Source organism: Collinsella stercoris DSM 13279 (genome assembly GCF_020735465.1).
Classification (GTDB): Bacteria; Actinomycetota; Coriobacteriia; order Coriobacteriales; family Coriobacteriaceae; genus Collinsella; species Collinsella stercoris.
Genome location: NZ_CP085935.1, coordinates 55,327 through 81,722 on the forward strand (window position 1 = coordinate 55,327; position 26,396 = coordinate 81,722).

Consider the following 26,396-nt stretch of genomic DNA (forward strand, 5'->3'; position numbering starts at 1 on the left):
GCTAAGCCTCCTTGGTGGCGTTGTGCTTGCAAATGGGGGCGTGAGCGCCCGGTGCCGCGGGCGCGGTGATGACCTCGAACGCGCGCTCGAGGGCGGCCTCGTGGGCGAGTCCCGAGCGCTCTTCTTGGGCGACGATGCGGAGCACGCGTCGGTACTCCACGGGGATCACCTTGACAAAGGCGCGCTCGATGTCGGGGAAGCGATACAGCAGGCGTATGCCACGGGGGCTTGCCGTGCGGCGGACATGCTCCTCGATCAACGCGCGGATGAGGGCGATCTCCTCGGCGTCGGGGCGATCGAGCTCAACCGTCTCGGTGTTGACGCGCTCGGCGAGCGTGCCGTACTCGTCGTAGACGTAGGCGACGCCTCCTGTCATGCCGGCTCCAAAGTTATGGCCCACCTCGCCGAGGATGAGCGCCACGCCTCCCGTCATGTACTCGCAGCCGTGCGCCCCCACGCCCTCGACGACCACGGTGGCGCCGGAATTCCTGACTGCGAAGCGCTGACCCGCCAATCCGTTGACAAACCCGCGCCCGCTCGTCGCCCCCATAAAGGCGACGTTGCCCACGATGACGTTCTCGTCGAACTTGAAGGTCGCGCCCTCCGGCGGGGCAACGGAGAGGATGCCGCCGGAGAGTCCCTTGCCAAAATAGTCATTCGCATCGCCGCGGACGGCGAGCGTCACGCCGGCGGGGATGAAGGCGCCAAAGCTCTGGCCGGCAGACCCTGTGCAGTTGACGGTGATGGAGCCTTCCGGAAGGCCGTTTGGATGCGCGCTGGTGACCGTATGGCCGAGCATGGTGCCCGTGCAGCGGTTGATGTTGGCGATGTCGACGTTCAGCTCCACGGGAAGCATGTGGGCTCGCGCATCGGCGGTAAAGGGGATGAGGAGCGTCGCGTCGAGGGTCTCGTCAAGATGCGATGCGGCCGCCATCTGCGGAAGGTGATGGCCGCAGTCGGCGCCGGGGATGTGCGCCCCGAACTCGCATTGGGCGGGCGCCAAGACGGGCGCGAGGTCCAGAAGGTCCGACTTCCAATTGCCGGTGCCCGGGATCTGTCGCAGGCACTCGACGTGCCCGACCATATCGTCAACGGTGGCGAAGCCCAGGCGCGCCATGACCTGACGGAGCTGTTCGGCGACGAACAGCATGAACCGCTCGACGTGTTCGGGCCTGCCGGCAAAACCGTGGCGCAACCGGCAGTTTTGCGTCGCGATGCCCGCCGGGCAGGTGTCTTGCTGGCAATCGCGCTGCATCAGGCAGCCCATGGCGATGAGCGGCATGGTGGCGAACCCGAACTCCTCCGCGCCGAGCAGGCATGCCACCGCCACGTCGGTGCCGTCCATGAGCTTGCCGTCGGCCTCGAGCACAACGCGGGAGCGCAGGCCGTTTTGCATGAGCGTCTGCTGCGTCTCGGCGAGGCCGAGCTCGAGGGGCAGGCCGGCGTGCCAGATCGAGTCGCGCGGGGCCGCGCCCGACCCGCCGTTGTGGCCCGAGATCAAGATCTTGTTGGCGGCTCCCTTGGCAACGCCGGTGGCGATGGTTCCCACCCCGGCCTCGCTCACGAGCTTGACGCTCACGCGCGCCTGGGGGTTTGCGCATTTGAGATCGAAGATGAGCTCGGCCAGGTCCTCGATGGAGTAGATGTCGTGATGCGGGGGAGGCGAGATGAGGCCGATGCCGGGCGTGGATTGGCGCACCTCGGCGATCCAGGGATATACCTTCCTACCGGGCAGGTGCCCGCCCTCGCCGGGCTTCGCTCCCTGGGCCATCTTGATCTGGATCTCCGTTGCGGAGGCGAGGTACCGGCTCGTTACGCCAAAGCGGCCCGAGGCCACCTGCTTGATGGCAGAGTTGGCTGAATCACCGTTGGCGAGCGGCGTCTCGCGCCGCGGGTCCTCTCCGCCCTCGCCCGAATTCGACCGCCCGTGCAGGCGGTTCATCGCGATGGCGAGGCATTCGTGGGCCTCGCGGCTGATGGAGCCGTAGCTCATGGCGCCCGTGTTGAAACGCGTCACGATGGAGCGAGCGCTCTCGACGGCATCGAGCGGCAGCGGTGCGCGCCCTGCCGCATCGAAGTCGAGCAGGTCGCGCAGGCGCACGACGCGTCCCGGTTTGTGCAGGCGCGCGCTGTACGCCTCGAACGCCGAGGCATCGTCGAGACGCACCGCGCTCTGCAGCAAAAAGATGGTCTGGGGGTCGATGAGGTGGTCCTCGCCGCCCAGCGGGCGCCACTTGGTGAGGCCGAGCGTGGGGAGCTGGGAGGGGGCGGGCGACCCGTTCAGCGCGAGTGCCGCGTCGTAGCGTTCGTCGAGCTCACGCTGGACGTCGCCGATCCCCATGCCGCCCACGCGGCTCACGGTGCCGGCGAAGCACCGGTCGATGAGCTCGGGTGCCAGACCGACCGCCTCGAATATCTGGGCGGAATGGTAGCTCTGCATGGTGGAGATGCCCATCTTGGACATGATGGACACGATGCCCGCGGTGGCGGCGCGGTTGAACCGCCCGATGCCCTCGGAGGCGCTCAACTCGACCCCGTCCGCCGTTGCGAGGTCGTGCTGGGCGGCAAGGGCGGCAATGTGGGCATGGGCGCCATAAGGCCAGATGCCACTTGCCGAGTAGCTCACCAGCGCCGCGAAATCATGGGCCGAAAGCGCGTCGCCGGTTTCAACGATCAGGTCCGCGAACGTGCGAAGCCCCGCCCGCATCAGATGATTGTGGACCGCTCCCACGGCGAGCAGGGAGGGGATGGGGACCTCTCCCGTCCCGGCGCGGTCGGAGAGCGCCACGATGTTCGCCCCCGCGCGAACCGCCGTCTCAACCTCGCTGCAAAGGGAGGCGAGGGCCTGGTCGAGCGCATCGGCACCGGCGTCGCGTCGATAAACGGCGCGGAATGCGCGCGCGTGGAATCCCGTGTGCTCGATTGAGGTGATGGCGCGGTACTGCCCCTCCGTGAGCAGCGGGGAGTCGAGGCGGAGGAGCTGGCAGGCGTTGCGGCTGTCTTCGAGTAAGTTGCCGTGATTGCCCAGATACAGCACGGTCGAGGTCACCACGTGCTCGCGCAGGGCATCGATGGGCGGATTCGTTACCTGGGCGAACAGCTGGTAGAAGTAGTCAAAGAACGAGCGGGTCTTGGTGGAGAGGCAGGCGAGCGGCGCGTCGATGCCCATGGAGGCGAGAGGGACTCTGCCCGTGATCGCCATGGGGCGCACCACCTCGTCGATGTCGTCCCAATGGTGACCCAGTTTGGCGGCGTCCACGGTCATCAGCCCGCACGCCCCTTCGCACGGCCCGTCGACGGGCCGCTCGTTGTGCGCGGGCGTGATGTCGTCGAGCGTGAGCGTCTCCTCGGCGATCCAGTCGCGGAACGGCTTGAGCTTCGCCATGCTTCCGCGCAGCTCGTCGTTGTACGCCACGCGCGCCTTCGAAAAGTCGACTTCGATCATCTCACCCGGACCGAGCAGGCCCGCGGTGAGCACGTTTGCCGGATCGACTTCGATGGTGCCGACTTCCGAGGAGAGCAGGAAGCGATCGTCTCGGGTCACGTAGTAGCGTGCGGGGCGCAGGCCGTTGCGGTCGAGGGCGGCGCCGAGGGTCCGTCCGTCGGTGAATGCGATGGCGGCGGGGCCGTCCCAGGGCTCCATGAGCATGGACTGATATGCATCGTAGGCGCGCCGCTCGGGCGAGAGCGCCTTGTTGTGATCCCAGGGCTCGGGTATGAGCATGGACACCGCGCGGGTGAGGGGCCGGCCGTTCATGACCAGGAATTCAAGGACGTTGTCGAGGATGGCGGAGTCGGAGCCCTCTCGATTGATGATGGGCAGCACGCGGTCGAGATCATGTTGGAGCACGGGGGAGTACAGGTTGGGTTCGCGCGCGCGAATCCAGTTGACGTTGCCCTTCAAGGTGTTGATCTCGCCATTGTGGACGATGAAGCGATTGGGGTGGGCGCGTTCCCAGCTGGGCGTGGTGTTGGTCGAGTAACGGGAGTGGACGAGCGCGACGGCGGTTTTGACGGCGGCGTCGTTGAGGTCGGAGTAGAAGCGCCGCATTTGGGTTGCGACGAGCATGCCCTTGTACACGATGGTCCGTGCGCTCATGGAGCAGATGTAGAAGATCTTCCCATCGAGTGCGGGATCGACGTCCGCGCGTTTCTCGATTTCGCGCCGGCATACGTAGAGCGCCCGCTCAAAGTCGTCGCCGCGCGGAATCGATTGGGGACGGCCCAAAAACGCCTGCATGATGGTTGGCATGCAGGCCTGTGCAGTCGAGCCGAGGTCGTGCGGGTCAACGGGGACGGAACGCCAAAAGAGCAGCGGGATGCCGCATGCGGCGCAGCCCTCCTCGACGATGCGCCGTGCGTCCGCCACGCCGCGCTCGTCTCGCGGCAGGAAGAGCATCGCCACGCCGTAATCGCCCTCATCGGGCAAAAGGTGACCGCATCGTTGCGCCTCTTTGCGAAAGAATCGGTGGGGAACCTGAAAGAGGATGCCGGCGCCGTCTCCGGTGTTGCGCTCGAGGCCAACGCCGCCTCGGTGCTCAAGGTTGACGAGGACGGAGAGAGCGTCATCGAGGATCTGATGGCTGCGCTCTCCCTTGATGCTCGCCAGCGCGCCGATGCCGCAGGCGTCGTGTTCGAACTCCGGTCGATAGAGTGTCTGCCGCCCCTGAGGGCTCGTGGCGGGCGACGCGGTTGACTGTCCCATTGCCGTCTCCTTTGGGTCGAGGTGCACGGGGAATCGTTCGGGCGGAATGATACGTTCGGTTGGTTGCGCGTGGTTTGCAGACGTGTTTCCTGCAGGTTTCCAGTAGGGGAACATCTGAATACGGTCCTTATGCATACCCCTTTACCAGCGGTTATGAGAAAACCGAGGCTCTTTGCGCGCAAGCGTGATTTTTTGCCCGCGCTGCACAGTCAGCATTCTTTACGCAGGCAGAGTGCGGTACGCTACGATATGTTTCACGCCTGCAACGCAGCGGAAATTGCATCGAAACGTATGGCGTATAGGCTGCAATCGTCCACTAGCACCAGCGTCGCCCGCAGCGACGCGCCACGAAGGGAGCATCTGATGGCCGATCTCACCGACCGCTTTGGCACGATGGTCTTCTCCGAAGACGTCATGAAGAAGTGGCTGCCCAAAGACGTGTACAAAAAGCTCGCCGCAACCATCGAGGAGGGCCAGCCTCTCGACTTGGATGTGGCGAACGCCGTCGCCCATGCCATGAAGGAGTGGGCGATCGCCCACGGCGCCACGCATTACGCGCACTGGTTCCAGCCGCTCTCCGGCATCACGAGCGAAAAGCACGACAGCTTCCTTGAGCCCAACCACGATGGCACCGCCATCACCAAGTTCTCGGGCAAGGCGCTCATCAAGGGTGAGCCCGACGCCTCGAGTTTCCCCAACGGCGGTCTGCGTGCCACCTTCGAGGCGCGTGGATATACCGCATGGGACGCCACCAGCCCGGCGTTTATCAAGGACGACGTGCTGTGCATCCCCACCGCGTTTTGCTCCTACACGGGCGAGGCCCTGGACAAGAAGACCCCGCTGCTGCGCTCCATGACCGCCCTCGACGAGCAGGCCAAGCGCGTGCTCGCCCTGTTCGGCAAGCATCCCAAGCGCGTCGTGCCTTCCGTGGGCGACGAGCAGGAGTACTTCCTCATCAAGAAGGACGCATACCGTAAGCGCCGCGACCTCGTCATCTGCGGCCGCACGCTGTTCGGCGCGGCTCCGTGCAAGGGACAGGAACTCGAGGAGCATTACTTCGGCGCCATTCGCCCGACCGTCTCCGCGTACATGAAGGACCTCGATAACGAACTTTGGGCACTGGGCATCCCGGCCAAGACGAAACATAACGAGGTCGCCCCCTGCCAGCACGAGCTCGCCCCCGTGTACTCCGAGCTCAATGAGGCCGTTGACAACAACCTCCTCATGATGGAGAAGATGAAGCTCATCGCCAGTCGCCACGATCTGGTGTGTCTGCTGCACGAGAAGCCGTTCGAGGGAATCAACGGTTCGGGCAAGCACAACAACTGGTCGCTCGGCACGGCCGACGAGAACCTTCTCGACCCCGGCGACACCCCGCTCGAGAACTTGCAGTTCGTGGTGTTCCTTACCGCGGTCATCGAGGCCGTCGACAAGTACCAGGACCTCCTGCGCGCCAGTGTCGCGAGCTGCGGTAACGACCATCGCCTGGGCGCCAACGAGGCACCGCCGGCGATCATGTCCATCTTCCTGGGCGATCAGCTCACCGAGGTCGTCGAGATGCTGATGGACGGCGAGACGAGCGTCCACGCTACCACCGATACGCTCACCTTCGGCACGGTTCTGCTGCCCAACCTCGAGCAGGACAACACCGACCGTAACCGTACGAGCCCCTTCGCCTTTACGGGTAACAAGTTCGAGTTCCGCGCCGTGGGCTCCGAGGCGAACGTCTCCGACGCGAACCTGGTGCTCGACTGCGCCGTTGCCCAGGCCCTGCGCGACTTTGCGGACGCCCTTGAGGGCACGCCCGAGGCCGACTTCCAAGAGGCCGCGCTGGCCTACTGCGCCGAGCATCTGCGTGAGCATCGCCGCATCCTCTTCTCCGGTGATGGTTATTCCGAGGCGTGGGAGAAGGAGGCCGAGTCTCGCGGCCTGTGCAACTTCCGCACCGCCGCCGACGCGCTGCCGGCATTTGTCGCCGAGAAGAATCTTGCGCTGTTCCAGGAGCTCGGTGTGCTTTCCGAGGCAGAGGCCGTGTGTCGTTACGAGGTCAAGCTCGAGAAGTACAACAAGCTCATGAACATTGAGGCCACGACGATGATCCGCGAGGCGCGCCGCACGTACCGCCCGGTCATCACCGCCTACGCCACCAAGGTCGCCAAGGGTCTTGAGGCCATCCGAGCCGCCGGTGCCGAGGCGGCGATGCAGTGCGAGCAGAACACGCTCAACAAGCTCTGCAACGGCATCACCGACATCAACGAGGCCATCAAGGCGCTCGACGCGGTGCACGTCAAGGCGGAGTCCATGGCAGATGGCCAGGAGCAGGCGAATTGCTATGCGCACGAGGTTGCACCCGCTATGGCCGACCTGCGCGCGGCAGTCGATGCCATGGAGGAGATTGTGGCCGCAGATTACTGGCCGGTCCCGACCTACGACGACGTGCTGTTCTACGTGTAAGCGCGTTGCCTCAAGGCGATGGGGCATTGAGAGCGAAACGAGTGCGGGCGGGCGCTTTAACTCATCCGCCCGCACTCGATTGTGGGGGTTGTGCGGGCATGCGTGCCTTTGCTATACTCAGTCGCGCTGTCCCCATCGTCTAGCGGCCAAGGACGCCACCCTTTCAAGGTGGATATCACGGGTTCGAATCCCGTTGGGGGCACCATTTTGCTCTGCTTGGACCCGCACGGCTTCGCGTCGCGCGGGTCTTTTTGTCACAAGGCGCGCGCCGCGGAATGCGCGCCTACGGGAGAACGGGGTCCTCGATGGATGCGAAGCAGGTGGCGCGAGCCGGGGTGATGGTGGCGTTGCTCGCCGTCTCCGCCCAGGTCATGGTGCCCATCGGACCTGTGCCGTTCACCCTGCAGACGTTCGTCCTCGCCATGCTCGTCGCGGTGCTCGATCGCGGCACAGCGATGTTCGCCGTTATCGCGTACATCTTGCTGGGGGCGCTGGGCCTTCCGGTGTTTTCCGGGTTCATGGGCGGCATCGGAGCCCTTGTGGGCCCCACGGGTGGCTTTTTGTGGGGGTTCGTGTTGGGCACGGCACTCGCGTGCGGCGTTGGCCGTGCGCTGTCCAAGCGCGCGGGTGCGTACCCCCGTGCCCTCGTATCCGCTGCGGTTCTGCTGCTCGTTTCGTATACGTGCGGCACGGCGCAGCTCATGGTGCTCATGTCGCTTGACCTGCTGGACGCACTTGCCATCGCCGTGCTGCCGTTCGTCATCCCCGACGCCGTAAAGATAGCGCTGGGGTCGCGCGTGGGGATAACGGTGAGCAGGCGCCTCTCGCGGGTCGCCTAGCGCTAAACGGATGCGCCGCCGAGCTGGTTGGGCTCGGCGGCGCATCCGTTCGGCACCATGTGCTTTGTATTGCGCTACCCGAGGAGCTTCATGGCGGCCTCGTTCGCGGCGTGTTCGTAAGCGTCGTCGAGTGCCGCGAGTGGCACAAGGGCCGCCGCCTTCGCATCGCCTGCGTGGACGCGCCGCTCGAGGGCGCGTGCAAGCAGCCAGTCCGCAAGGTCGGGGTTCTTGGAGAGCGCGGGTCCGTGCAGGTACGTGCCGATCAGGTTGCGGTGCACGCAGCCCTCAAAGCCGTCATCGCCGTTGTTGCCCGTGCCCGCCACCACGGCAGCTCCCAGGGGCGTCTCGTCGGCATCGAGCTTGGTGCGCCCGCCATGGTTCTCAAAGCCCACGAGATTGTGGGGGAGCAGGTCGCTGGCGACCGCGACGTTGCCGGTGAGGCGGCCTTCGCCGCGCACGGTCTCCGCACCGATGACCCCCAGGCCCTCGACGCGCGTGTCGCCCATGTAGTAGGAGCGCCCGAGCAGCTGATAGCTTCCGCAAATGGCGAGCATGACGCCGTCTTGTTCGATGTAGGACGCGAGCTTGTCGCGCTGCGAGCGCAGCTCGTTGACGACGGCGAGTTGGTCGCGGTCCGCGCCGCCGCCGATGAGGACCACGTCGGCGGTCGAGAGGTCGAGTTCGTCTCCCATGCGCACGTCATCGACCTGCACGGGGATGCCGCGCCATGCGCAGCGCCGTGCGAGCACGATCGCGTTGCCCCCGTCGCCGTACAGGTTGAGCGCATCGGGGTAGAGGTGCACGATGCGCAAGGGGCGGTCCAAGGCAGCGGGCGCAGAGGCGCCGGCCTCGGGCGTGCCCGCCGCGTCCGCCACGCTCGACGGCGCCGCCTCATCCGCTGCGCCTGCCATCGACGCAGGCACACGCTCCGCCGTGCCGTCGACGGCGGTCACGGCATCGTGGACGGCCGTGGTGTCCCCGCTTGTCGCCGAGCCGTCCTCGGTCATCCGCTCGAGCTCCTTCACAACCGGGGGAAACGCGGTGTAGTTCGCAACCACATGGAGGGTCTCGGTTGCGGGCTCCCCTGCAACCGAGGCGAGCGCCTCGCCCACCTGTCCGACGATGCGCGCGTCGATGCCCGCGTACTTGAGGCGGACCTGCAGGTCATGTGCACGCGTCCCGCCCACAAACGCCCGGATGTTCGGGGTGGCGCTCAGGCGCTCGAAGTCGACGTCCCAGATCCAGGACACATCGCGTCCGTCCGCCTCGGCATCGTTGAGGAAAAACGCCATGAGGCGTCCCTGCGCCGTCTTGATCTGCTGGATCTGGCGGTCAAAGCCCACCGGATTCTTGGCCAGGTCCGTGGCGACTTCGCGACCGCCCATGTGCCAGCGCGTCATGCGCCCGCCGGTGGGCACATAGGTGTCCAGGACGTTCTGGAAACGCGAGGGCGCGTCGTCCAGCACTCCCAGGGCGCTGGCGGCGGTCCATGCCGCGGTGATGTTGTAGACCATGTACAGGCCGTTGTACTTGGTGGAGAGGCGTGCGACGTCGTGCGTCCCTTTCCGGGACATGCTCACGTCGAAGGTGTAGCCGGTGCGCGAGAGCCGCACGTCGCTCGCAAAACTCGCAAGGCGAGGGCGCTCCCAGCCGCAGGAGGGGCAGTGGTAGGCGCCCAGCTGCCCGTACTGGATGTAGTCGTACTCGAGCGGGCCGTTGCACTGTCCGCAAAACCGCGATTCGGCGATGTGCGAGGTCTCGGTGCCCACCGCCCCATCGATGCCAAAGGGCAGTTGGGGGTTGGGCACGCGCGCGGCGATCGAAGCGCACAGCGGGTCGTCGGCGTTGAAGATCAGCGTGGTGGCGGGGGAGGAGGCGAGTGCCTGCGCGATGACGTCTTGCGTGTGGTCGATCTCGCCATATCGGTCGAGCTGGTCGCGGAACAGGTTGAGCAAGACGAAGTAGGTGGGCTTGAGGCGCGGCAGGATGCGCACGGTGTAGAGCTCGTCGCACTCGAATACGCCCACGCGGCGCGTGCCCGCGGTGCGGCGGCGCTCGGAGTTGGCTTCGAGCAGGGCTCCGGTAATGCCCGTCTCCATATTGTTGCCGGCTCGGTTGCACACGCAGTTCGCGCCGCTTGCCGCCACGGCGTCGGCGATGAGGTTCGTCGTGGTGGTCTTGCCGTTGGTGCCGGTGATGACCACGCTCGCGTCGAGCAGGCCGGCAAGATGGGTGACGAGCTCGGGATCGATGGCGAGGCCGAGTTTGCCGGGCAGGGCGCCCCCGCTGCGGTGCAGGACGGAGCGCAGACCCCAGCGGGCGGCTCCCGCCGTTGCGGTCGCGATGGTCGACTTGATGCTCATGAGAGCTCCAATCGGTGGAGGTGATTCGATGCGGGTCTGCCGCCCCGCCGCCGGCTCGCGCCTCCCATAGCGAAGGTTGGCCGATGGGCGGCAAGGCCTAGGGCTGCTGGCTTGCGGCCGCGTACCGCGCGCGGCTGCGCTCCTCGGGCGTCATGCGGCTGCGCGGCGAGTAGATGACGTGCGTGCGGCAGTACTCGACGCACAGGTCGCAGCCGGAGCACGCCTCGGCCTCGATGCGAAAGACGGGCGGTTTGAACGCGATGGCGGGGCAGCCGGTGATTTGCTGGCAGCGATGGCAGCTCATGCAGGCGTACTCGTCGATCTCGGCGGGCTCCGCCTCGTACTCGCCATGCTGGAGCTGGGCGCACGGGGAGGCAAAGACCACGGCATGCGCGCCGGGGCGAGCGAGGGCGCCGCCGAGGACGCCCATGGCGTGCTGGCTGTCAAGGGGATCGACCACCACGGCGTCGTCGCAGCCGAGGTCGAGCGCGCGGGTGCCCAGATCCTCCACCGCCTCGCGCGTGAGGAACGCGCGGCTGGACGCCAGCACGGCGAGGATCACGACGCGCCCTTTCGCCTTGATGTCTCCCAGCTCGGACGCAGCGTCCTTACCGGCGAAAACGGTGTCGGGGATAAAGTGGATGCAGGCCTCGGATGCCGGGGCCTGGGCGGTGCCGCCCAGGGGGACGGGGGTCTTGTAGCGGTCGAGCAGCGCGGACTGCCCGCCCACGCACGCACAGGCGGCGGGGTGCATGGGCCCTACGGCTGCGCATCCGGCGTCTCCGCAGATCACACGCCCGCGTCCGCGTCCGAGCGCCTCCTTGCAGATGACATATGCCGCGCGATGGGGGCAACCCGGGCATGCCACGCCGCGCTCGATGGGTCTGGAGCTCGCCATGCCTTACGCCTCCTCGCCCGTGTAGGGCTCACGGCTCACGAGCTCGAGGTCGAACGTGAGCGTGTGGCCCGCCATGGGATGGTTGAAGTCGAAAAGGGTCTCCCCGTCGTCCTCAACGCGGATGACGCGGGTGAGCTGCTGGTAACCCTCGTCATTCATGAGGTAGATGAGCTGTCCGGGCACGAGGTCCTCATAATGGGGGATGTCGATGGTGGGCATGACGTACAGCAGGTGCGGGTCGTGCTCGCCATATGCGTCCTTGGGCTCTAGGCGCACGGTCTTTTTCTCGCCGGGTTCCATGGAGAGCACGGCGACCTCAAAGCCCGGGACGACCTCGTGGTTGCCCTCGATGTAGGTGAGGGGTGCGCGACCCTGGGTGGTGTCAAAGACCTCGCCGTCTTCGAACGATCCGGTGTAATGCACGGTGACGCGGTGTTTGAGCGAAAAATCCGGCACGGCCCCGCCTTTCAAAGTCGATGAAAAACCAGACAAGCGTACCACGTATGGGCTGTTCGCCCCGGCGCAGCTCGCGAGGGGACGCAACTGTTACATGGCCATGCGATGCGCGCCGGCACGTGCTCGTGGGCGACTGGGACGTGTGGGCGACCGGGGCGCGCACGGCCGGGACGCGAACGCGGCCGGTGCGTGCGTACGACTGGGGCACGCGCGCGACCGGGGCGAGCGCGGCAGGTGCGTGCGTACGATTGGGATGCGAACGCGGGCAGGGCATGCGAACGATGGGGACGCGAACGTCGGCGGGGCGCAGGAACGACAGGCCCGTGCGCGGGCAGGAGGCGCGAACGACAGGCCCCTGCCCCGGCAGGGCGTGCCGGGGCAGGGGCTTAGAACCCGTAGCGGGCGGCGAATTCCTCGGCCTGCTCCCGCACGCCCTCGACGCCCTCGGCCCAGGTGGTGAAATCGGGGGTGTCGGCGATGATGCCATCGGCCTCCCACACCGCCTGGTGGGACAGATCCCAGGCCTCGCACGCGGCGGGGCGCACGGGCAGATACGGATCGTGATAGGTGGGATTGATCAAAAAGAACGCGCCGCCCTCGCAGCGGTTCGCAAAGTCGCGTAACGCGCGACGGGCGCTGCGCCTCTGCCCAAGTTTGTACAGGAGGATGGTGCGCCCCAGCAGGAACCACGGCAGATCTTCCACCGCCGCGCCCGCCTCGCGCGCCGCGGCGAAGAAGCCCTCCTCGTCCTCCAAACGGGCGAGGGCGAGCAGGAGCGTGCCTACGGCGATGGTGGGGTATCCCTCGGCGCGCATGACCGTGCGCGCATATGACGCCGCCGCCCGATAGCGGGCCGTGAAGATGCAGCCCTGCGAGAGCGCCTCGACGGTGTGGAGCCATCCGATGACTTCTGGGTCGCACGCCGTGAGCTCCCGCACGTCCGTTCCCTCCGCACGCGCCTTCTCATCCCACAGGCCCTCTGCCTCAGGGTTGAAGCCCGGGCGCGTGGCGATGAGCCGTTCGCGCGTCTCGCGCTCAAGTTGGAGCATGTCGCCCAGGCACGCGTCGAGGGGGACTTCGGCGAGCTGGATGGAGACGAGCCGCGCATCCACGGCGTGCGGGTCGGTCTGCACGATCGCGGCGAGCTGCGAGCGCGTGCGCTCGAACAGCGCCCCACGGTCGCGCTCGAAGTCGCTATCGGGGAGGTCCTCCATGCGGCGGAGGCCATCCATGAGCTCGTCGTGCGCGCGCATGTAGGCCACGGCGGCCTGTGCCTGCGCATCGGGCGCATAGCGGTCGGGGTCGCGCGCGACCTGGTCGCGGACGAGCTCGCGCGCCGCGTCTGTGAGCTCGGGATGGGCGAGCTCATAGCGGTGCTCAAGATAGGCGGGGACGTATGCGCTGGGATCCATCAGGCCTCACCTCCGTGGGCGTTGCCGTGCGCCTCGGGCCGCATGTGCGCGTCCTGCGCGCCGAGGGCCTGCTGCACCAGCTCGTGCTCGGCGATCCAAAGGGCAAAGCTGGCCGAATCGGGGGTGCCCATGCCCTCCTGCAACAGCGGCGTGGCCTCGGAGAGGGCGATGACGAGCTCGTCCTCGCTTCCGGGCTGCACGTTCACGCGCGCGAATGCGCCGTCGGGGAATTCCGTTTGGAAATACAGGGGCATCTCGGCGTGCGGATATACGCGCATGAGCGTGCGAAGCGCCGTCGTGGCGCCTGCGAAATCGAAGGCGCGGTAGGCGAGGCTCATCTGCGCGATGAGGCTCCAGGCGTCGGGTTTGTGCCCGCCGGTGTGCCCGCGCCGGGAAGGGCCCTGGCCGGTGATTTGGTAGGCGACGGCATGGCGGGTGCGATAGCGCTGTAGCTCCTCGGGGGCGACCTCGAGCTTGGCCATGGCGAGCATGCCCGTGTGGCGGACGCCTGCCAGGTCGGTCGGACTCACGGCGAGCCCCTCCTCGGCGTACGAGAGGGCTTTTCGATACTGACCGGCTATGAGAAAGCGCGAAGCCAGGGCGGCGATCCAGCGTTGGTGGGGGCGCTGGCCCAGGTCCCGTGCGAATTCCGCCTCATAGGGGTTCGACGCCTGCTCGATCAGGCCCGCCGCATCGGACGCGACGTCCTGCTTATGGTCGAGCAGGTAGGCGATGAGCTCGTCGTCGCAGCTCGATTGAAGCGTGGCGAGCATGCGCTGGGCGTCCCAGTTGCGCGGGTCGAGCTCGACTGCCTCGCGCAGGTAGGCCTCGGCGGCATTGGCCTGCTCCTCCGCCTCCGCCTCGGTCGCGGCGAAGGGAGCACGATAGTCGATGAGCTCGGTCGCCTTGGCAACAAGGTGGAAGGAGCGCTCGCGATCGGTGTGGATGAGCGGCGACGGGTCCTTTTGGAACACATCGGTGGCCCGCTCGATGTAGAGGGGGTCCTGAAGAAGCTGGACACCATCGCGTTCCATGTTGGCGAGGATGAGGCGAAGGCAGTCCTCCTGGACGGGGTCGAATGCCACAGGTCTCTCCTTCCCGGCTGATGAGCAAGGGGCGCAGATCGCCCCGTATACGATAACGATTCAGTGTAGCCGTTTTGCCGCCCGCTCCCGCATGCGCTCAGGGCGACTGATGCATTCTGGGTGCATTTTACACATGCCCCGCGCGCAGAGAGGGCAGGGCTCTTGTGTGCGCGGGGCGTCTCAAGGCGGGGGGCGAAACGGCCATCCAGGGCGGTCGGTGACCATCGATACGGTCCAATCGTAATGCCTTGAAAGCGAAAGAGCCACCCTCATGGACGGCTCAAACGGTAATGGGCGTCTATCGGCGCGGCGCGTGTCCAGGGCATCGGCCCGCCTCGAGCTCAGGGCGCGTCAGTGCAGGTCCGTCGCATCGGACTCGCGCTCAACGCGTCAGTGCAGCTCCGTCGCATCGGACTCGCGCTCGACGATTTCCACGACGAGCCCATGGGGGAGGCAGACGATCTGCTCGCCGATGCGCTCGATGGGGTCGTGCTCGACGCAGACCTGGTTGCCGCAGTTCGACCGCTCGACCTCAACGGTTCCGCCTGAGATGCGCACGGTGTTGCTGCCCCGTTGGGCGTCGTCTCCCGAGCCCGTGCCGGGCGTCTCGACCGTGTAACTCGCATCCGCATCGAGCGGGTCTGCCCGGTAGAACCCGTCTTTGGTCTGGGTCACCACGACGGCGCCGTTCGCCGAAAAATCACCCTCATTCGCGGAGTTGGCGAGCCACCAGATCCCACCGGCGACTGCCGCCAGCAAAAGGCCAGCAAAAAGCAGGATGTCTCCCGTTTTGAGGCGTGTCTTCATGCACGGATCCTTTCGCGACCTGCCCTTTTACCTGCAGAGTATGCAAGAAGCCTAGCAGATTTCGAGCGATGGGGTCAGGCCGTGAGCGATATGATATGTACGTTTGTGGTTGAACGATTTACCACCCGCCGCGCCGTGTTCGTGCGCTTGGAAGGTCCTGCTTCCCTGGGGGCGCCGCTTCCCTGGGGGCGCTGCTTTCCGTTGCGCCCGTTCTGTCCCGTTACACCCGCTCTGGCATTGGAGGGGCTGCAGGGCGGTCTCGAATTCTGCGCGGGCGGTCTTAAATCGTTCGGCTTGCGGACGTGGTTCTTGCGGAGCCAACGGGGCTTCGCGCACAACGCGGGTGATCCCGCGAATTTGGGAGGTATGAAATGGGACGTTTCACCAATCCTCGCGACCTGTACTTCGGTGAGGGCGCTCGTCATGAGGTCAAGAACCTCAAGGGCTCCCGTGCCATGATCGTCACCGGCGGCGGCTCCATGCGTCGCGGCGGCTTCTTGCAGGACGTCGAGGCCGACCTCAAGGAGGCCGGTTTCGAGGTCGAGATCTTCGAGGGCGTCGAGTCCGACCCGTCCGTCGAAACGGTCATGAAGGGCGCCAAGGCCATGGAGGCCTTCCAGCCCGATTGGATCATCGGCATCGGCGGCGGCTCCCCCATCGATGCCGCCAAGGCCATGTGGCTGTTCTACGAGTACCCGGAGGAGACCTTCGAGCAGGCCGTCGTGCCGTTCTCCTTCCCGGAGCTCCGCACCAAGGCCAAGTTCTGCGCCATCGCCTCCACCTCCGGCACTGCCACCGAGGTCACCGCGTTCTCCGTCATCACCGACTACGAGAAGGGCATCAAGTACCCGCTGGCCGACTTCAACATCACCCCTGACGTCGCCATCGTCGACCCCGAGCTCACCTACACCATGCCCGCCAAGCTCTGCGCCCACACCGGCATGGACGCGCTGACCCACGCCATCGAGGCCTACGTCTCCACCGCGGGCTCCATGTACACCGACGGCAACGCCCTGCATGCCATCCGCGAGATCGTCGAGTGGCTGCCCAAGTCCTACCAGGGCGACCATGAGGCCCGTCAGCACATGCACGACGCGCAGTGCATCGCCGGCATCGCTTTCTCTTCAGGCCTGCTCGGCATCGTGCACTCCATGGCGCACAAGACCGGCGCCGCCTTTACGGGCGACCACATCATCCACGGCTGCGCCAACGCCATGTACCTAGGCAAGGTCATCCAGTTCAACGCCAAGGACGAGCGCGCCAAGAGCCGTTACGCCTTCATCGCCAAGGACATCCTGCACCTTGCCGGCGAGACCGAGGACGAGCTGGTCGAGGCCCTCGTCCAGAAGATCCGCGACCTCAACGACGCCCTCGACATCCCGCAGGGCATCAAGAACTACGGTCAGTACGGCGTGAAGGCCGATGAGTCCATCATCGACTACGAGGAGTTCGAGGCCAAGAAGGCCGACGTCGCCGCCAACGCGATCCTCGACGCCTGCACCGGCTCCAACCCGCGCATCCCGACGCAGGAGGAGATGGAGCAGCTGCTCGAGTGCGTCTACACCGACACCCCGGTGACGTTCTAGTCAGAAATTACGGTGACGTTCTGGCTGGACATCTCGGTGACGCCCTGGTCGGATGTCTCGATGGCGTTCTGGCAGACGTGTTTAATCGTTTTGGATGGCTTTTGGCCTTCCGCTTGGATAGTTTTTAACCTTCCAAGTGGATGGCCTTTGGCCTCCCACTCGGATAGCATCTAGCCTTCCGCGAAGAATGCGGGGCCGGACACGTGTGGTGCCCGGCCCCGTGTCTTATAACGCTCCCGAAGGTGGGGCGGTAAGTGCCCGAGGACGGGGCGGTAAGTGCCCGAGGATGAAGCGGTGCTTTTAGGCTTTGAGAGCGCCGGCGCCAAGCGCTAGGCAACCCATAATGCCTTGTCTGCCTGCAAGGCTGTTGTTGACAATGTATTTTTCGATGTGTTCGATTTCCGGAGTTGCGATATAGCCGTTTAAGAGCTCGGCTGCTTTTGCGCGGGCGAGTGCGACGATGGGGGTGTGATCGGCGACACCTCCACCTATAACGATACGCTGTGGGGCGTAGCAGAGGACGTAGGTCATCAACGCTTGTGCAAGATAACCGGCCATAAGACTCATCGCTTCGCCGTCGTCCGCAAGCTCACTGGCGCGTTTGCCTCCCCAGCGCTTCTTGACAGCCGGCCCGGCGATAAGGCCCTCGAGGCAGCTGTCATGATAAGGGCATCCAGAGCCTTCTTTTAGGGGATCTGTAGGATCGCGGGTCACCAGGATATGGCCCGCCTCAGGATGCAGCATGCCGTGGATAAGCTGACCGCCCACCATGACGCCTGCGCCCACGCCTGTGCCAATGGTGAGATACACCACATTATCGAGCCCCTGCGCGCAGCCGAATGTGCATTCGCCAAGGCATGCGACGTTAACGTCGGTGTCGTAGCCGCAGGGCACATCAAGTGCGCGTTGCATCGTTCCGAGTATATCGAAGTAGCGCCAAGCCGTTTTCGGGGTCTCCAGAATCTTGCCGTATTGGGGCGAGGACGGGTTTACCGCCGTGGGCCCGAAGGCTCCGATACCGAGTGCCTTAATGTCTCGTTTGGAGAACCATGAAGTTACGGCCCCCATGGTCTCATCAGGCGTTGTTGTGGGGAGTTCGGTTTGCTCGACAATTGTGCCATTGGCGTATCCGGTGGCACAAACCATCTTAGTTCCGCCTGCCTCCAGGGCTCCAATGAGCTGATTCTCCATGCTTTACCTCCTGTTTCATTACGATAGAACGTGAAACATATTGTTTCATTAATAATCATAACGTGAATCACAAACCTTCGTGCGGTAAAGAGAATACATTTCATCTGAGATTAAATTAATGCTCAAAAGTTTATTAACCTGCAGATATGCAAGGAACATCTCAATATGTCCGTCTGTTCCGAAAGTAGCTCAATAACAGCCCTTTCGAATGAAAATACAGTATTGATCTCTCTTCATTTGCTTATGGCATGCAACAGAATTACCGTCCATGGAGAAAAACAAGCCGTTCGCCAGGAAATGTTTCATATCGTTATCTCATTGTTTCAGAAATGTCTATAGTCTGAAACAACAAATGAAACAGCCGGAATGCGAGTTCGTTTTGGGCGAAGCCCCGGCAGGCAGGGAAGGAATGTGAGATGTCGGATTTTTCCATCTCCAACGTTATTGACGAGAAGCTGATCGCCCTCGACATGGACGTTACCACGAAGGAGGAGATGCTCGAGCGCCTGACCGACCTGTTCCACGAACAGGGCAAGCTGAACGATCGCGATGCGTTCCTCAAAGATGTTATGTGGCGCGAGGGCGAGGGCCAGACTGGCATCGGCATGGGCGTCGCGATTCCCCATGGCAAGTCCGCCGGCGTGAACACCACCTCGCTCGCCATCGGCGTGTCCAAGAACCCACTCGCCTGGGAGTCTTTGGATGACGAGCCGGTCACCGTCGTGATCTTGTTCGCCGTCACCGAGGGAGATTCCGACGTCATCCACCTCAAGCTTCTCCAGCACGTCGCCATGCTTCTGGCCCACGAGAGCTTCGTCGAGAAGCTGCACTCCGTTTCCAGCACTGCCGAGATGCTGGCGCTTCTTGAGTCCAACCCGGACGACTACGACGACTAGCCATCGCTTCCATCGCAAAAACAACGTCGCCGATCGCGTCTTCGCCCGGTTGGATGAAACGGCGTATGTCAGGCGAGAAGAAAAGGGGATTGCAATGAAACTCGTCGGCGTCTGTGCTTGCACCAGCGGTATCGCCCACACCTACATGGCCAAGGAGAAGCTCGTGAAGGCCGCTCAGGCCCTCGGTCACGAGATCCACGTCGAGACCCAGGGAACCATCGGCGTCGAGGACGAGCTCACGCCCGAGCAGATTGCCGAGGCCGATGCCGTCATCCTGGCGATCGACATCAAGATCGACACCTCCCGCTTCAAGGATAAGCGCGTCATGGAGGTTCCCACGGGCATCGTCCTCAAGGCTCCCAAGCAGATCATCCAGAAGATCGAGGAGAGCCTGGGCTAATCGGGTCCGAACCACCTTTGTTGCCATTTCGTCTCGTCGGGGCGAAGCAAACGTACATTAATGAAAGGGGAATGTATGAAAGGCAAGTTCACCTTGGCCGAGATCAAGAAGCACGTGCTGACAGCAATCAGCTACCTGCTCCCTCTGATCGTCGCCTCCGGTCTGCTCATCGCGGTCGGTAACCTCATGGGCGGGCAGGTCATGTCCTCCCTCGACGACCTGACGGTCCCGAGCGCCTTCACCTCGCTCGGCGTGCTGGGCATGGGTCTCATCCCGGCATTTATCGGCGGTTACATCTCGTACTCTGTCGCTGACCGTCCCGGCATCGCCCCCGGCTTCCTGATGGGTTGTATCGCCTCCTTCCTGAACGCCGGTTTCCTCGGCGGCTTGATCGGCGGTCTGCTCGTGGGCTATATCGCGCTGGCCATCGAGACCTATGTCAAGGTTCCCAAGTGGGCCCAGGCCCTCATGCCGATGATGATCGTCCCGACGCTCTCCTCAATGATCGCCGGCCTCATCATGTACTACATCCTCGGTGGCCCGCTGCAGAGCTTCACCGTGGCCCTGACCAACTTCATCACTGGCCTCGATCAGTCCCAGAAGGCTCTGTACGGCTTCGCTATCGGCTGGCTCGGTTGCCTTGACTACGGTGGAGCCATCTCCAAGGTCCCGAACCTGATTTGCGACGGTCTCATGGCTGACGGCGTGTACGGCCCCGAGGGCATCAAGGTCCTTGCTGCTATGGTTCCGCCCTTCGGTGTCACCTTTGGCTACCTGCTTTCCAAGGTCGTGAAGAAGCCTATCTTCAAGTCCACTGAGGTCGAGAATATCAAGGTTGCCTTCCCCATGGGTGTCTGCATGATTTCCGAGGGCGTCATCCCCATCGCGATGAACGATCTTATCCGCACCGTGATTTCCACCTCCATCGGCTGCGGCGTCTGCGGCGCGATCGTCTTCTCCATGGGCGTCGAGTCCATGGTTCCCTCCGGCGGCGTGTTCGTCATCCCGGCAATGACCAACCCACTGTGGGCCGTCATCGGCCTGCTGGTCGGCTCCTGCGTCACCGCCATCTTGCTGGTCCTCCTCAAGAAGCGCCTTACCCCCGAGGAGGTCGACGACCTCGGCATGGACGAGGACGTCGAGGAGGTCGAGGTCGACCTGTCCGGCTTCTCCCTCTCCTAATGGCGTCAACCCGATAGCTGTCCCCTAGGGCGGGGGCGAACAGGCCCCCGCCCGACCCATACGCAAACGAAAGGAAAGCGCTCGATGTACGAATCCATGAAAGGTATGCTCGCCAAGGCGAACGCCGAAGGTTATGCGGTCATGGCGATCAACGCGTTCAACCTTGAGACCGCGCGCGGTGTCATCACCGCTGCCGAGGAGATGAATGCACCTATCATCATCGACCTGCTCCAGGACCACGTGAAGGCGTACTTCGATTGCGATATCCTCACGGCCCCCATCATCAAGATGGCCCAGGCGGCTCACGTCCCGGTGGCCGTCAACCTCGACCACGGGCATGACATCGCGCATCTCAAGCGCTGCTTGCACGAGGGCTTCTCGAGCGTGATGTGCGACGCCTCCGCCTATTCAGATGAGGAGAATGCCCGCATCACCAAGGAGATCGTCGAGCTCGCCGACATGTTCGGCGCCTCCGTCGAGGCGGAGGTCGGAAACATGGGCCGCATCGCCGATGACGGCGTGATGCTCACCGACGCCGCCATGTACACGGATCCGGACGCCGCCATCGACTTCATCAAGAAGACCGGCGTGACCGCTTTGGCGATTTCCTACGGCTCGACCCATGGCGATTACCCCGAAGGGTATGTGCCGGAGTTCCACTTCGACATCGTCGAGAAGATCAAGGCCGCCACGGGCTGCCCGCTCGTCCTCCATGGCGGCTCCGGCGCCGGCGACGAGAACATGCGCCGCTCCGTCGAAGCGGGCATCAACAAGATCAACGTTGGAACCGACTACATGATCGCCCAGCGCGATTTCATCGCCAACGCCCTGGCCGAGGACCCCTCTTGCGATTTCCCGCAGCTCATTCAGGACAGCTGGCGTGCCGGCGTGGAGACCATCAAGCACTACATCGAGCTTTCGGGCTCGGCAGGCAAGGCGTTCTAAATCCCACGAGCGCTTTAGGCGCGGGATTTGAACATAGCAATGTAAGACACAGGCAACGTTTCAAAACAAAAGGAGAACACAATGCTCGTCAACATGAATCAGATGCTCGCCATGGCTAAGGAGAAGCACTTCGCCGTCGGCGCCTTCAACGTCTCCGAGTCTAACCTCTTCCGCACCGTGGTCGAGGCTGCCGAGGCCAACGACGCCCCCGCGATCATCGCCGTTCACCCCACCGAGCTCGACTACTGCAAGGACGACTTCATCAAGTACGTCGTCGCCCGCTGCTCCAACAGCCCGGTTCCCTTCGTGATTCATATGGACCACGGCGACAGCATCGAGAGCATCATGCGCGCCGTCCACTGCGGCTTTACCTCCGTCATGATCGACGGCTCCGCCCTGCCCTTCGAGGAGAACATCGCCAAGACCGCCGAGGTCGTTCGCTACTGCCACATGGTGAACGTCTCCGTTGAGGGCGAGCTGGGGACCATCGGCGACACCGGCACCTCCATCGAGGGCGGTATGTCCGAGGTCATCTACACCGATCCTGAGGACGCCAAGAAGTTCGTCGAGGCCACTGGCATCGACACCCTCGCCGTCGCCATCGGTACCTGCCACGGCCTGTACCCCAAGGGCGTCACCCCGAAGCTGCGCATGGACGTGCTCGAGGCCATCAAGGAGAAGGTCGACCTGCCGCTCGTCCTGCACGGTGGTTCCGGCAACCCGGATTCCGAGATCGCCGAGGCCGTCAAGATCGGCATCCAGAAGGTGAACATCTCCTCCGACTACAAGAGCGCCTTCTTCCTCAAGGCCCGCGAGATCCTCTCCCAGGAGGGCTCCGGCTGGGATCCGAACAACCTGTTCCCCGAGTGCATCGAGGCTGGCAAGGCCGTCATCAAGCAGAAGATGGAGCTCTTTGGCTGTGTGGGCGCTGCCAAGTACTACCGCGAGGCCGGCGTCGCCCAGTGGCGTCAGGAGCTTAACTAGAGGATAGGGACAGAGCTACTGATTCGCCTTAAACATGCTCGAGGGCCCGCCATCGCGCGGGCCCTTTTCGCATCCTTACCCGCTCTTTGTACACGTGCGGAATTGACCGGGGGGGGGTGCAGTGTTTCAATGAAAAAGCATGAGCGAAACGAAAGGTGGGTGTCATGGAACCCAAGGGAAGCGTCATCAACGAAATATGCTCTCTATACGACCAGCTCAGTGATGGAGAGCGTAGCATTGCCGATTATATGATGGCGAATCCCTTCGATGTCGCCTCTATGACAACGCGCGATATTGCGCAAGAGAGTGAAACATCCGCTGCGAGCGTATCGAGATTCGCACGGCGTTTGGGGTATGAGAGCTTCTCTGCTTTGCGCCAGGCGCTGCTGCGCGATGAGGCGGCATACGACGATCGCGGCCAGCTCGCCGTCATTTCCATCGATGCACCCGCTGCGGCTCTCGAAACCGTTCTGATGGTGAAGAATCGAGAGTTAACTGACACGTTGAGCCTGCTTGATGCTCGCGAGCTTGTACGTGCGGTGCACTTGCTTGAACGCTCTGTCTCAATTACGTTCGCTGCCGTGGGAAATACCATTCCGGTGGCCCTATCGGCGTCGTTCCTTCTTGGGCAATTAGGGCTTCGCTGCGCATGTGCGCCCACAACGGAGGCGATGATGCTTGACTCGTTGTCGTTGACTCCGCGCGATGTGATTGTGTTCCTGTCCAAGTCTGGGCACTCCAAGCGCCTGAACAAGATGATGGACAACGTTATCGATTCTGAAACACCTACGATCGTGATTACGAACCAACCGTCCTCGCCGCTTGCGCGTCGTGCGACGTGTGTTGCACGCTGCGACGCACGACAAAATGCTGAGCACGGAATTGCCGTTTTCCCATAATTCGATTAATTACATTATCGAGGTGCTGTTTTTGCTGCTCCAGTCCGAGATTCCGAACTTTCGCGCGCATGCGGGTCTGCTATGGAAGGCGCTGGGAGAGGATAAGGGAGTTGCAGGCGAGGTCATGTAGGTGGGGTGGGCAGCGACCCTGCGCGTTGCCGTGGTCTGTAGCCGGGTGCTTGCCGAGGGTGGGCAGGTGAAGATGCGGGGCGGATTTGCAGGTGACGACTCGCGTGCGGCGTGAAGCTGTTGGTCGGGTGCGGCCGGCCCATATGAAGTTGAGCCCTAGAAGCCCTTTTAGGGCGGAACTGCAAAGCGCAGTGCGCTCAACAATGCGTGCCATGACAATCGATGCGGAGCAGCGGGTGATGCGAGCGAAGCACCAGGTGATGTGAGCCGCTGTACAGCGTGAGAGCCTTCGCGCGATGTGCGTAAGCGGCCGTTTGAAACGAGCCACTTTGTTTCAAACGGCCGCTTACGCACAGAAATGGCCATGGTAATGTGCTTTACCAATGGTTTGAAAAGAAATCGATGGTTTCAAACGGCCGTTTGCGCACAAACGGCAACTTTGCGTGCCGGCTGCGGCCCAATGCACCGACGGGCGACCCCGCGTGCCTCTGGCAACCCAGCATTCTGGCGGCAGCCCCTCGTTCCGGCGGCAGCCCCTCATTCCAATGGAAGCTCCTCGTTCCGGCGGGCGACCCCGCATGCCGACGGGTGACCCCATTGCAACATCTTTAAGAAATAGCTCCTAATACAGGCGCTCTTGTGGATGGTAGCCTCGGGGGTCCACCAAGTTCCCGCATAGTTATTTCAAGCACTGCATGGTGATTTCAGGCGTCAATATCCTTGCGCACGCAGCTTTATCGCGCATGGGCCTTCTTGCGCATCGGTCTCCTCGTGCGCAACAGCCTTGGCAAATGCCGGCATCTTTGTGTGACGGCCTCAAAAGGCGGTGTTCTCACGAATTGCCAGCCGCCCGTCCATTCGCCGCCTCACCCGCCCCTCACCCGTCAATCCGGCAGTTCGTTAGCCATCAGTCCGGCCGCTCGTCAGTCACCAAGTCCGGCCGCTTGCCTGCTCGCCGGTCCGCCAGTCCAGCCGTTCGCCAGTCCGGCTGCCCGCTAGCCCGCAAGATCGACCGCTCGCTAGCCCGCCAGCCCGACCGGCACGCGTGCTCGCAAGTCTTGCCGCCCTTCGGTCCGACCACCCACCAACCTGTCCGACCCGCCGTCCGTCCGTCGGTCCTGCCGTCCGTCGGTCCTCCCATCCAATCGCCCGCCAACCCGGTATCTCGCCCACTTGGCCGCCAACCTGCCCGCCCATCCGCTCATCTAAGCGGGTGCGCAACTTCGATCGATGGGCTATCGGCGACGGACGCAGGGCTTCGCCGTTCGCATCTCTCCGACCGTCTGGCCGCCGTTGCGCGCCGGCTGCGACGGACGCAGGGCTTCACCGTGCCCACGTTCCCTTAAGCGCCGTTCCTCATGCGAATCCCGGCCGTTGACGAGCGTAAACGTACCGTCCGCCGATATGCATGCCGTGCCGCACTGCCGCCGAGCTGGGGTGTCAGACTGCTCCAGAAATAGTGTAAGACGATGCCGTTTCCCAACCGTCTACCGTAATGAGAAGGGATGTTCGGAAGGCGATATTGCATCGAGGGGGCGCTGCATGGGGGAAGCACGACAGAAGATGCTGGACAAGCTCGCCAAACTTGAGGGGGAGGGCCTATGGCTGGTGGCAGAGAGCCATGCCGAGGGGGAGCTGCTGCGGAGATTGCGCGCCCAGGGTGAAGTGGTCAGCCCGTGTCGTGGCGTGTATGCGCGCGCGGAGTCGTATCGGGCCGCCACGTGTCGTATACGTGCCTACCGGCTGATTAGAGCGCTTGGGAGGGCTCGTCCTACCTGGGTGTTCTGTTGCTATTCAGCGGCGGTTATGCACGGGCTTCAAGTGCCCTATGCGCTGCTTGACAAGGTTCACGTTATCTCAACGGGCAACGACGGGGCGGAGGGCCGCATTGCGCGCCATGACATGCACGCGGAGGGCGGCGAGGTTGCATCGATCTTTGGAGTCCGCGTGACCTCGCTTCGAAAGACGCTCATCGACTGCCTATGCGCGTCCACGTTTTCCCAGGGTTTGCCAATTGCGGATTCGGCTCTGCATTGGGGCTTGGTGGGCAAGGAAGAGATGATCGGCTGGTTGCACGAGGACGGACGGCGGAGGCGCGGTGTGCGTCAGGCGAGGGAAACGGCGGCGTGGGCGGATGGGAGAAGCGAGAACGGCGGCGAGTCGGTCGCGCGTGCCACGATGATCGAACTCGGGTTTGAAGTGCCCGAGCTGCAGGTTGAGCTTTTCGACCCTATGGAGCCGAACAATCCGAAGCGCGGGGATTTTGGCTGGCGGCTCAATGACGGTCGCTGGATAATCGGCGAGCTTGATGGCCTTGAGAAGTATCGCGGGCGGGGCGGGGCTGCGGGCGCTGTCGATGCGGCGATACGGGCGATGGCCAGGGAGCGCAGGCGCGAAGCGCACATCAACCTTACCAATGCGACGGTGGTCCGCTTTTCCATGGACGAGGTGCGCGACACCTCCTATTTCGAACGACTGCTCGCGAGCGCGGGCGTGCCCCGTCGGCTCGAGCCATCAGTCCGCATCGGCACGTAGCGGCGCATTGGCTTGCAGCTCCGCGCTGGCAGCGTCGAGACGTGCCGGCTTATGAGGTTGTGTTGGCTTGTGGCGTGATGTGGGCCAGCGGCGCTGTGCCGGCTTGTAGTGCGATGTGGGCTGGCGGCGCCGTGTCGGTTTGTAGGTTCGCGCCCGCGGTGCTGTGGTGCGCCTGCCTGCAGTGCCGTGTTGGAGCGCCGTCTTCGGAAATGTCACCTTTGGCAGCGTGTTCCAACTTGAGACGGCTGCTTACGCACAAAAGCCACCTTTGGCAGTGCGCCTTAACTTGAGACGGCTGGTTACGCACAAAAAATGGCATGGTAATGTGCTTTACCAATGGTTTGAAACGCGCTGCTTCGTTTCAAACGGCCGTTTGCGCACAAACGGGCAACCGGCGACGCGATGCGTCGGGCCCCAGGGGCCCAGACGGACGCCGGCTGGCTGAAGCGCCGTCGCCCTCCGGCGGGCCATCCGATCGCTCGGCGGCTCGTTTCCTCGGCCCCCACGGCCCCACTCGACTCAGCTTTGGTATGTTACGAATGTATAAAATGCATACGAAACTACTAAAAACAAAATAAAACGTGCCAAAATCTCGAAACAATGTAAATAGATTGTTATCGAATGCAGTCT

At 63.7% G+C, this 26,396-nt stretch carries 18 protein-coding genes and 1 tRNA gene; 11 read left to right on the plus strand and 8 right to left on the minus strand.

Features of this window, described 5'->3' with window-relative positions:
- Position 1: 1 nt before the first annotated feature.
- Positions 2 to 4,705 (minus strand): glutamate synthase large subunit, encoded by a 4,704-nt coding sequence (gene gltB, locus LK434_RS00215; RefSeq protein ID WP_083784211.1) that lies wholly within the window; start codon positions 4,703 to 4,705, stop codon positions 2 to 4.
- Between the two features lie 363 nt (positions 4,706 to 5,068).
- Here gltB and LK434_RS00220 point away from each other — a divergent pair, with 363 nt between their 5' ends.
- From LK434_RS00220 to LK434_RS00230, 3 genes are all read left to right on the plus strand, one after another.
- Positions 5,069 to 7,159 (plus strand): glutamine synthetase III family protein, encoded by a 2,091-nt coding sequence (locus tag LK434_RS00220; RefSeq protein WP_040360966.1) that lies wholly within the window; start codon positions 5,069 to 5,071, stop codon positions 7,157 to 7,159.
- A 128-nt stretch (positions 7,160 to 7,287) separates the two neighbouring features.
- Positions 7,288 to 7,364, plus strand: a tRNA-Glu gene (locus LK434_RS00225).
- Positions 7,365 to 7,464: 100 nt separating this feature from the next.
- Complete coding sequence (locus LK434_RS00230; protein ID WP_040360972.1) at positions 7,465 to 7,998, plus strand: biotin transporter BioY; 534 nt, start codon at positions 7,465 to 7,467, stop codon at positions 7,996 to 7,998.
- A gap of 74 nt (positions 7,999 to 8,072) precedes the next feature.
- Here the strand turns inward: LK434_RS00230 and LK434_RS00235 are convergent, their stop codons facing one another.
- From LK434_RS00235 to LK434_RS00260, 6 genes are all read right to left on the minus strand, one after another.
- Complete coding sequence (locus LK434_RS00235) at positions 8,073 to 10,361, minus strand: MurT ligase domain-containing protein (RefSeq protein WP_227917764.1); 2,289 nt, start codon at positions 10,359 to 10,361, stop codon at positions 8,073 to 8,075.
- Between the two features lie 97 nt (positions 10,362 to 10,458).
- Positions 10,459 to 11,259 carry an indolepyruvate ferredoxin oxidoreductase subunit alpha gene (locus LK434_RS00240; protein ID WP_040360974.1) on the minus strand — a complete coding sequence of 267 codons (801 nt, stop codon included), beginning with the start codon at positions 11,257 to 11,259 and terminating at the stop codon, positions 10,459 to 10,461.
- Positions 11,260 to 11,262: 3 nt separating this feature from the next.
- Positions 11,263 to 11,715: an FKBP-type peptidyl-prolyl cis-trans isomerase gene (locus LK434_RS00245; protein WP_040360976.1), complete on the minus strand. Its 453-nt coding sequence runs from the start codon at positions 11,713 to 11,715 to the stop codon at positions 11,263 to 11,265.
- 386 nt (positions 11,716 to 12,101) lie between these two features.
- Positions 12,102 to 13,127: a hypothetical protein gene (locus LK434_RS00250; protein ID WP_006720877.1), complete on the minus strand. Its 1,026-nt coding sequence runs from the start codon at positions 13,125 to 13,127 to the stop codon at positions 12,102 to 12,104.
- Positions 13,127 to 14,212, minus strand: coding sequence for a hypothetical protein (locus LK434_RS00255; protein WP_006720878.1), 1,086 nt, complete (start codon positions 14,210 to 14,212; stop codon positions 13,127 to 13,129). The genes LK434_RS00250 and LK434_RS00255 overlap by 1 nt, the downstream gene beginning before the upstream one ends.
- 390 nt (positions 14,213 to 14,602) lie before the next feature.
- The gene (locus tag LK434_RS00260) at positions 14,603 to 15,019 is read right to left on the minus strand and encodes a NusG domain II-containing protein (RefSeq protein ID WP_006720879.1); all 417 of its coding nucleotides are present in this window, start codon (positions 15,017 to 15,019) and stop codon (positions 14,603 to 14,605) included.
- 371 nt (positions 15,020 to 15,390) lie between these two features.
- Here LK434_RS00260 and LK434_RS00265 point away from each other — a divergent pair, with 371 nt between their 5' ends.
- Positions 15,391 to 16,605: an iron-containing alcohol dehydrogenase gene (locus tag LK434_RS00265; RefSeq protein WP_006720881.1), complete on the plus strand. Its 1,215-nt coding sequence runs from the start codon at positions 15,391 to 15,393 to the stop codon at positions 16,603 to 16,605.
- 300 nt (positions 16,606 to 16,905) lie between these two features.
- Here the strand turns inward: LK434_RS00265 and LK434_RS00270 are convergent, their stop codons facing one another.
- A complete protein-coding gene (locus LK434_RS00270) occupies positions 16,906 to 17,796 on the minus strand; it encodes an ROK family protein (protein ID WP_006720883.1) in 891 nt (296 codons plus the stop codon).
- 416 nt (positions 17,797 to 18,212) lie between these two features.
- Between LK434_RS00270 and LK434_RS00280 the strand changes: the two genes are divergently transcribed.
- The 7 genes from LK434_RS00280 (at position 18,213) to LK434_RS00310 (ending at position 25,766) form a co-directional block, all read left to right on the plus strand.
- Positions 18,213 to 18,692 carry a PTS sugar transporter subunit IIA gene (locus tag LK434_RS00280; protein WP_006720885.1) on the plus strand — a complete coding sequence of 160 codons (480 nt, stop codon included), beginning with the start codon at positions 18,213 to 18,215 and terminating at the stop codon, positions 18,690 to 18,692.
- Positions 18,693 to 18,786: 94 nt separating this feature from the next.
- Complete coding sequence (locus LK434_RS00285; RefSeq protein ID WP_006720886.1) at positions 18,787 to 19,092, plus strand: PTS fructose transporter subunit IIB; 306 nt, start codon at positions 18,787 to 18,789, stop codon at positions 19,090 to 19,092.
- A gap of 75 nt (positions 19,093 to 19,167) precedes the next feature.
- Positions 19,168 to 20,274 carry a PTS fructose transporter subunit IIC gene (locus LK434_RS00290; protein ID WP_006720887.1) on the plus strand — a complete coding sequence of 369 codons (1,107 nt, stop codon included), beginning with the start codon at positions 19,168 to 19,170 and terminating at the stop codon, positions 20,272 to 20,274.
- A gap of 84 nt (positions 20,275 to 20,358) precedes the next feature.
- Positions 20,359 to 21,219, plus strand: a complete 861-nt coding sequence (locus LK434_RS00295; protein WP_006720888.1) for a class II fructose-bisphosphate aldolase — start codon at positions 20,359 to 20,361, stop codon at positions 21,217 to 21,219.
- 81 nt (positions 21,220 to 21,300) lie between these two features.
- Entirely contained in the window at positions 21,301 to 22,203 is a 903-nt protein-coding gene (locus LK434_RS00300; RefSeq protein ID WP_006720889.1) for a ketose-bisphosphate aldolase, read from the plus strand.
- Positions 22,204 to 22,367: 164 nt separating this feature from the next.
- Positions 22,368 to 23,102: a MurR/RpiR family transcriptional regulator gene (locus LK434_RS00305; RefSeq protein WP_227917765.1), complete on the plus strand. Its 735-nt coding sequence runs from the start codon at positions 22,368 to 22,370 to the stop codon at positions 23,100 to 23,102.
- 1,671 nt (positions 23,103 to 24,773) lie between these two features.
- Positions 24,774 to 25,766, plus strand: coding sequence for a type IV toxin-antitoxin system AbiEi family antitoxin domain-containing protein (locus LK434_RS00310; protein ID WP_006720893.1), 993 nt, complete (start codon positions 24,774 to 24,776; stop codon positions 25,764 to 25,766).
- The last annotated feature ends 630 nt before the right edge of the window (positions 25,767 to 26,396 follow it).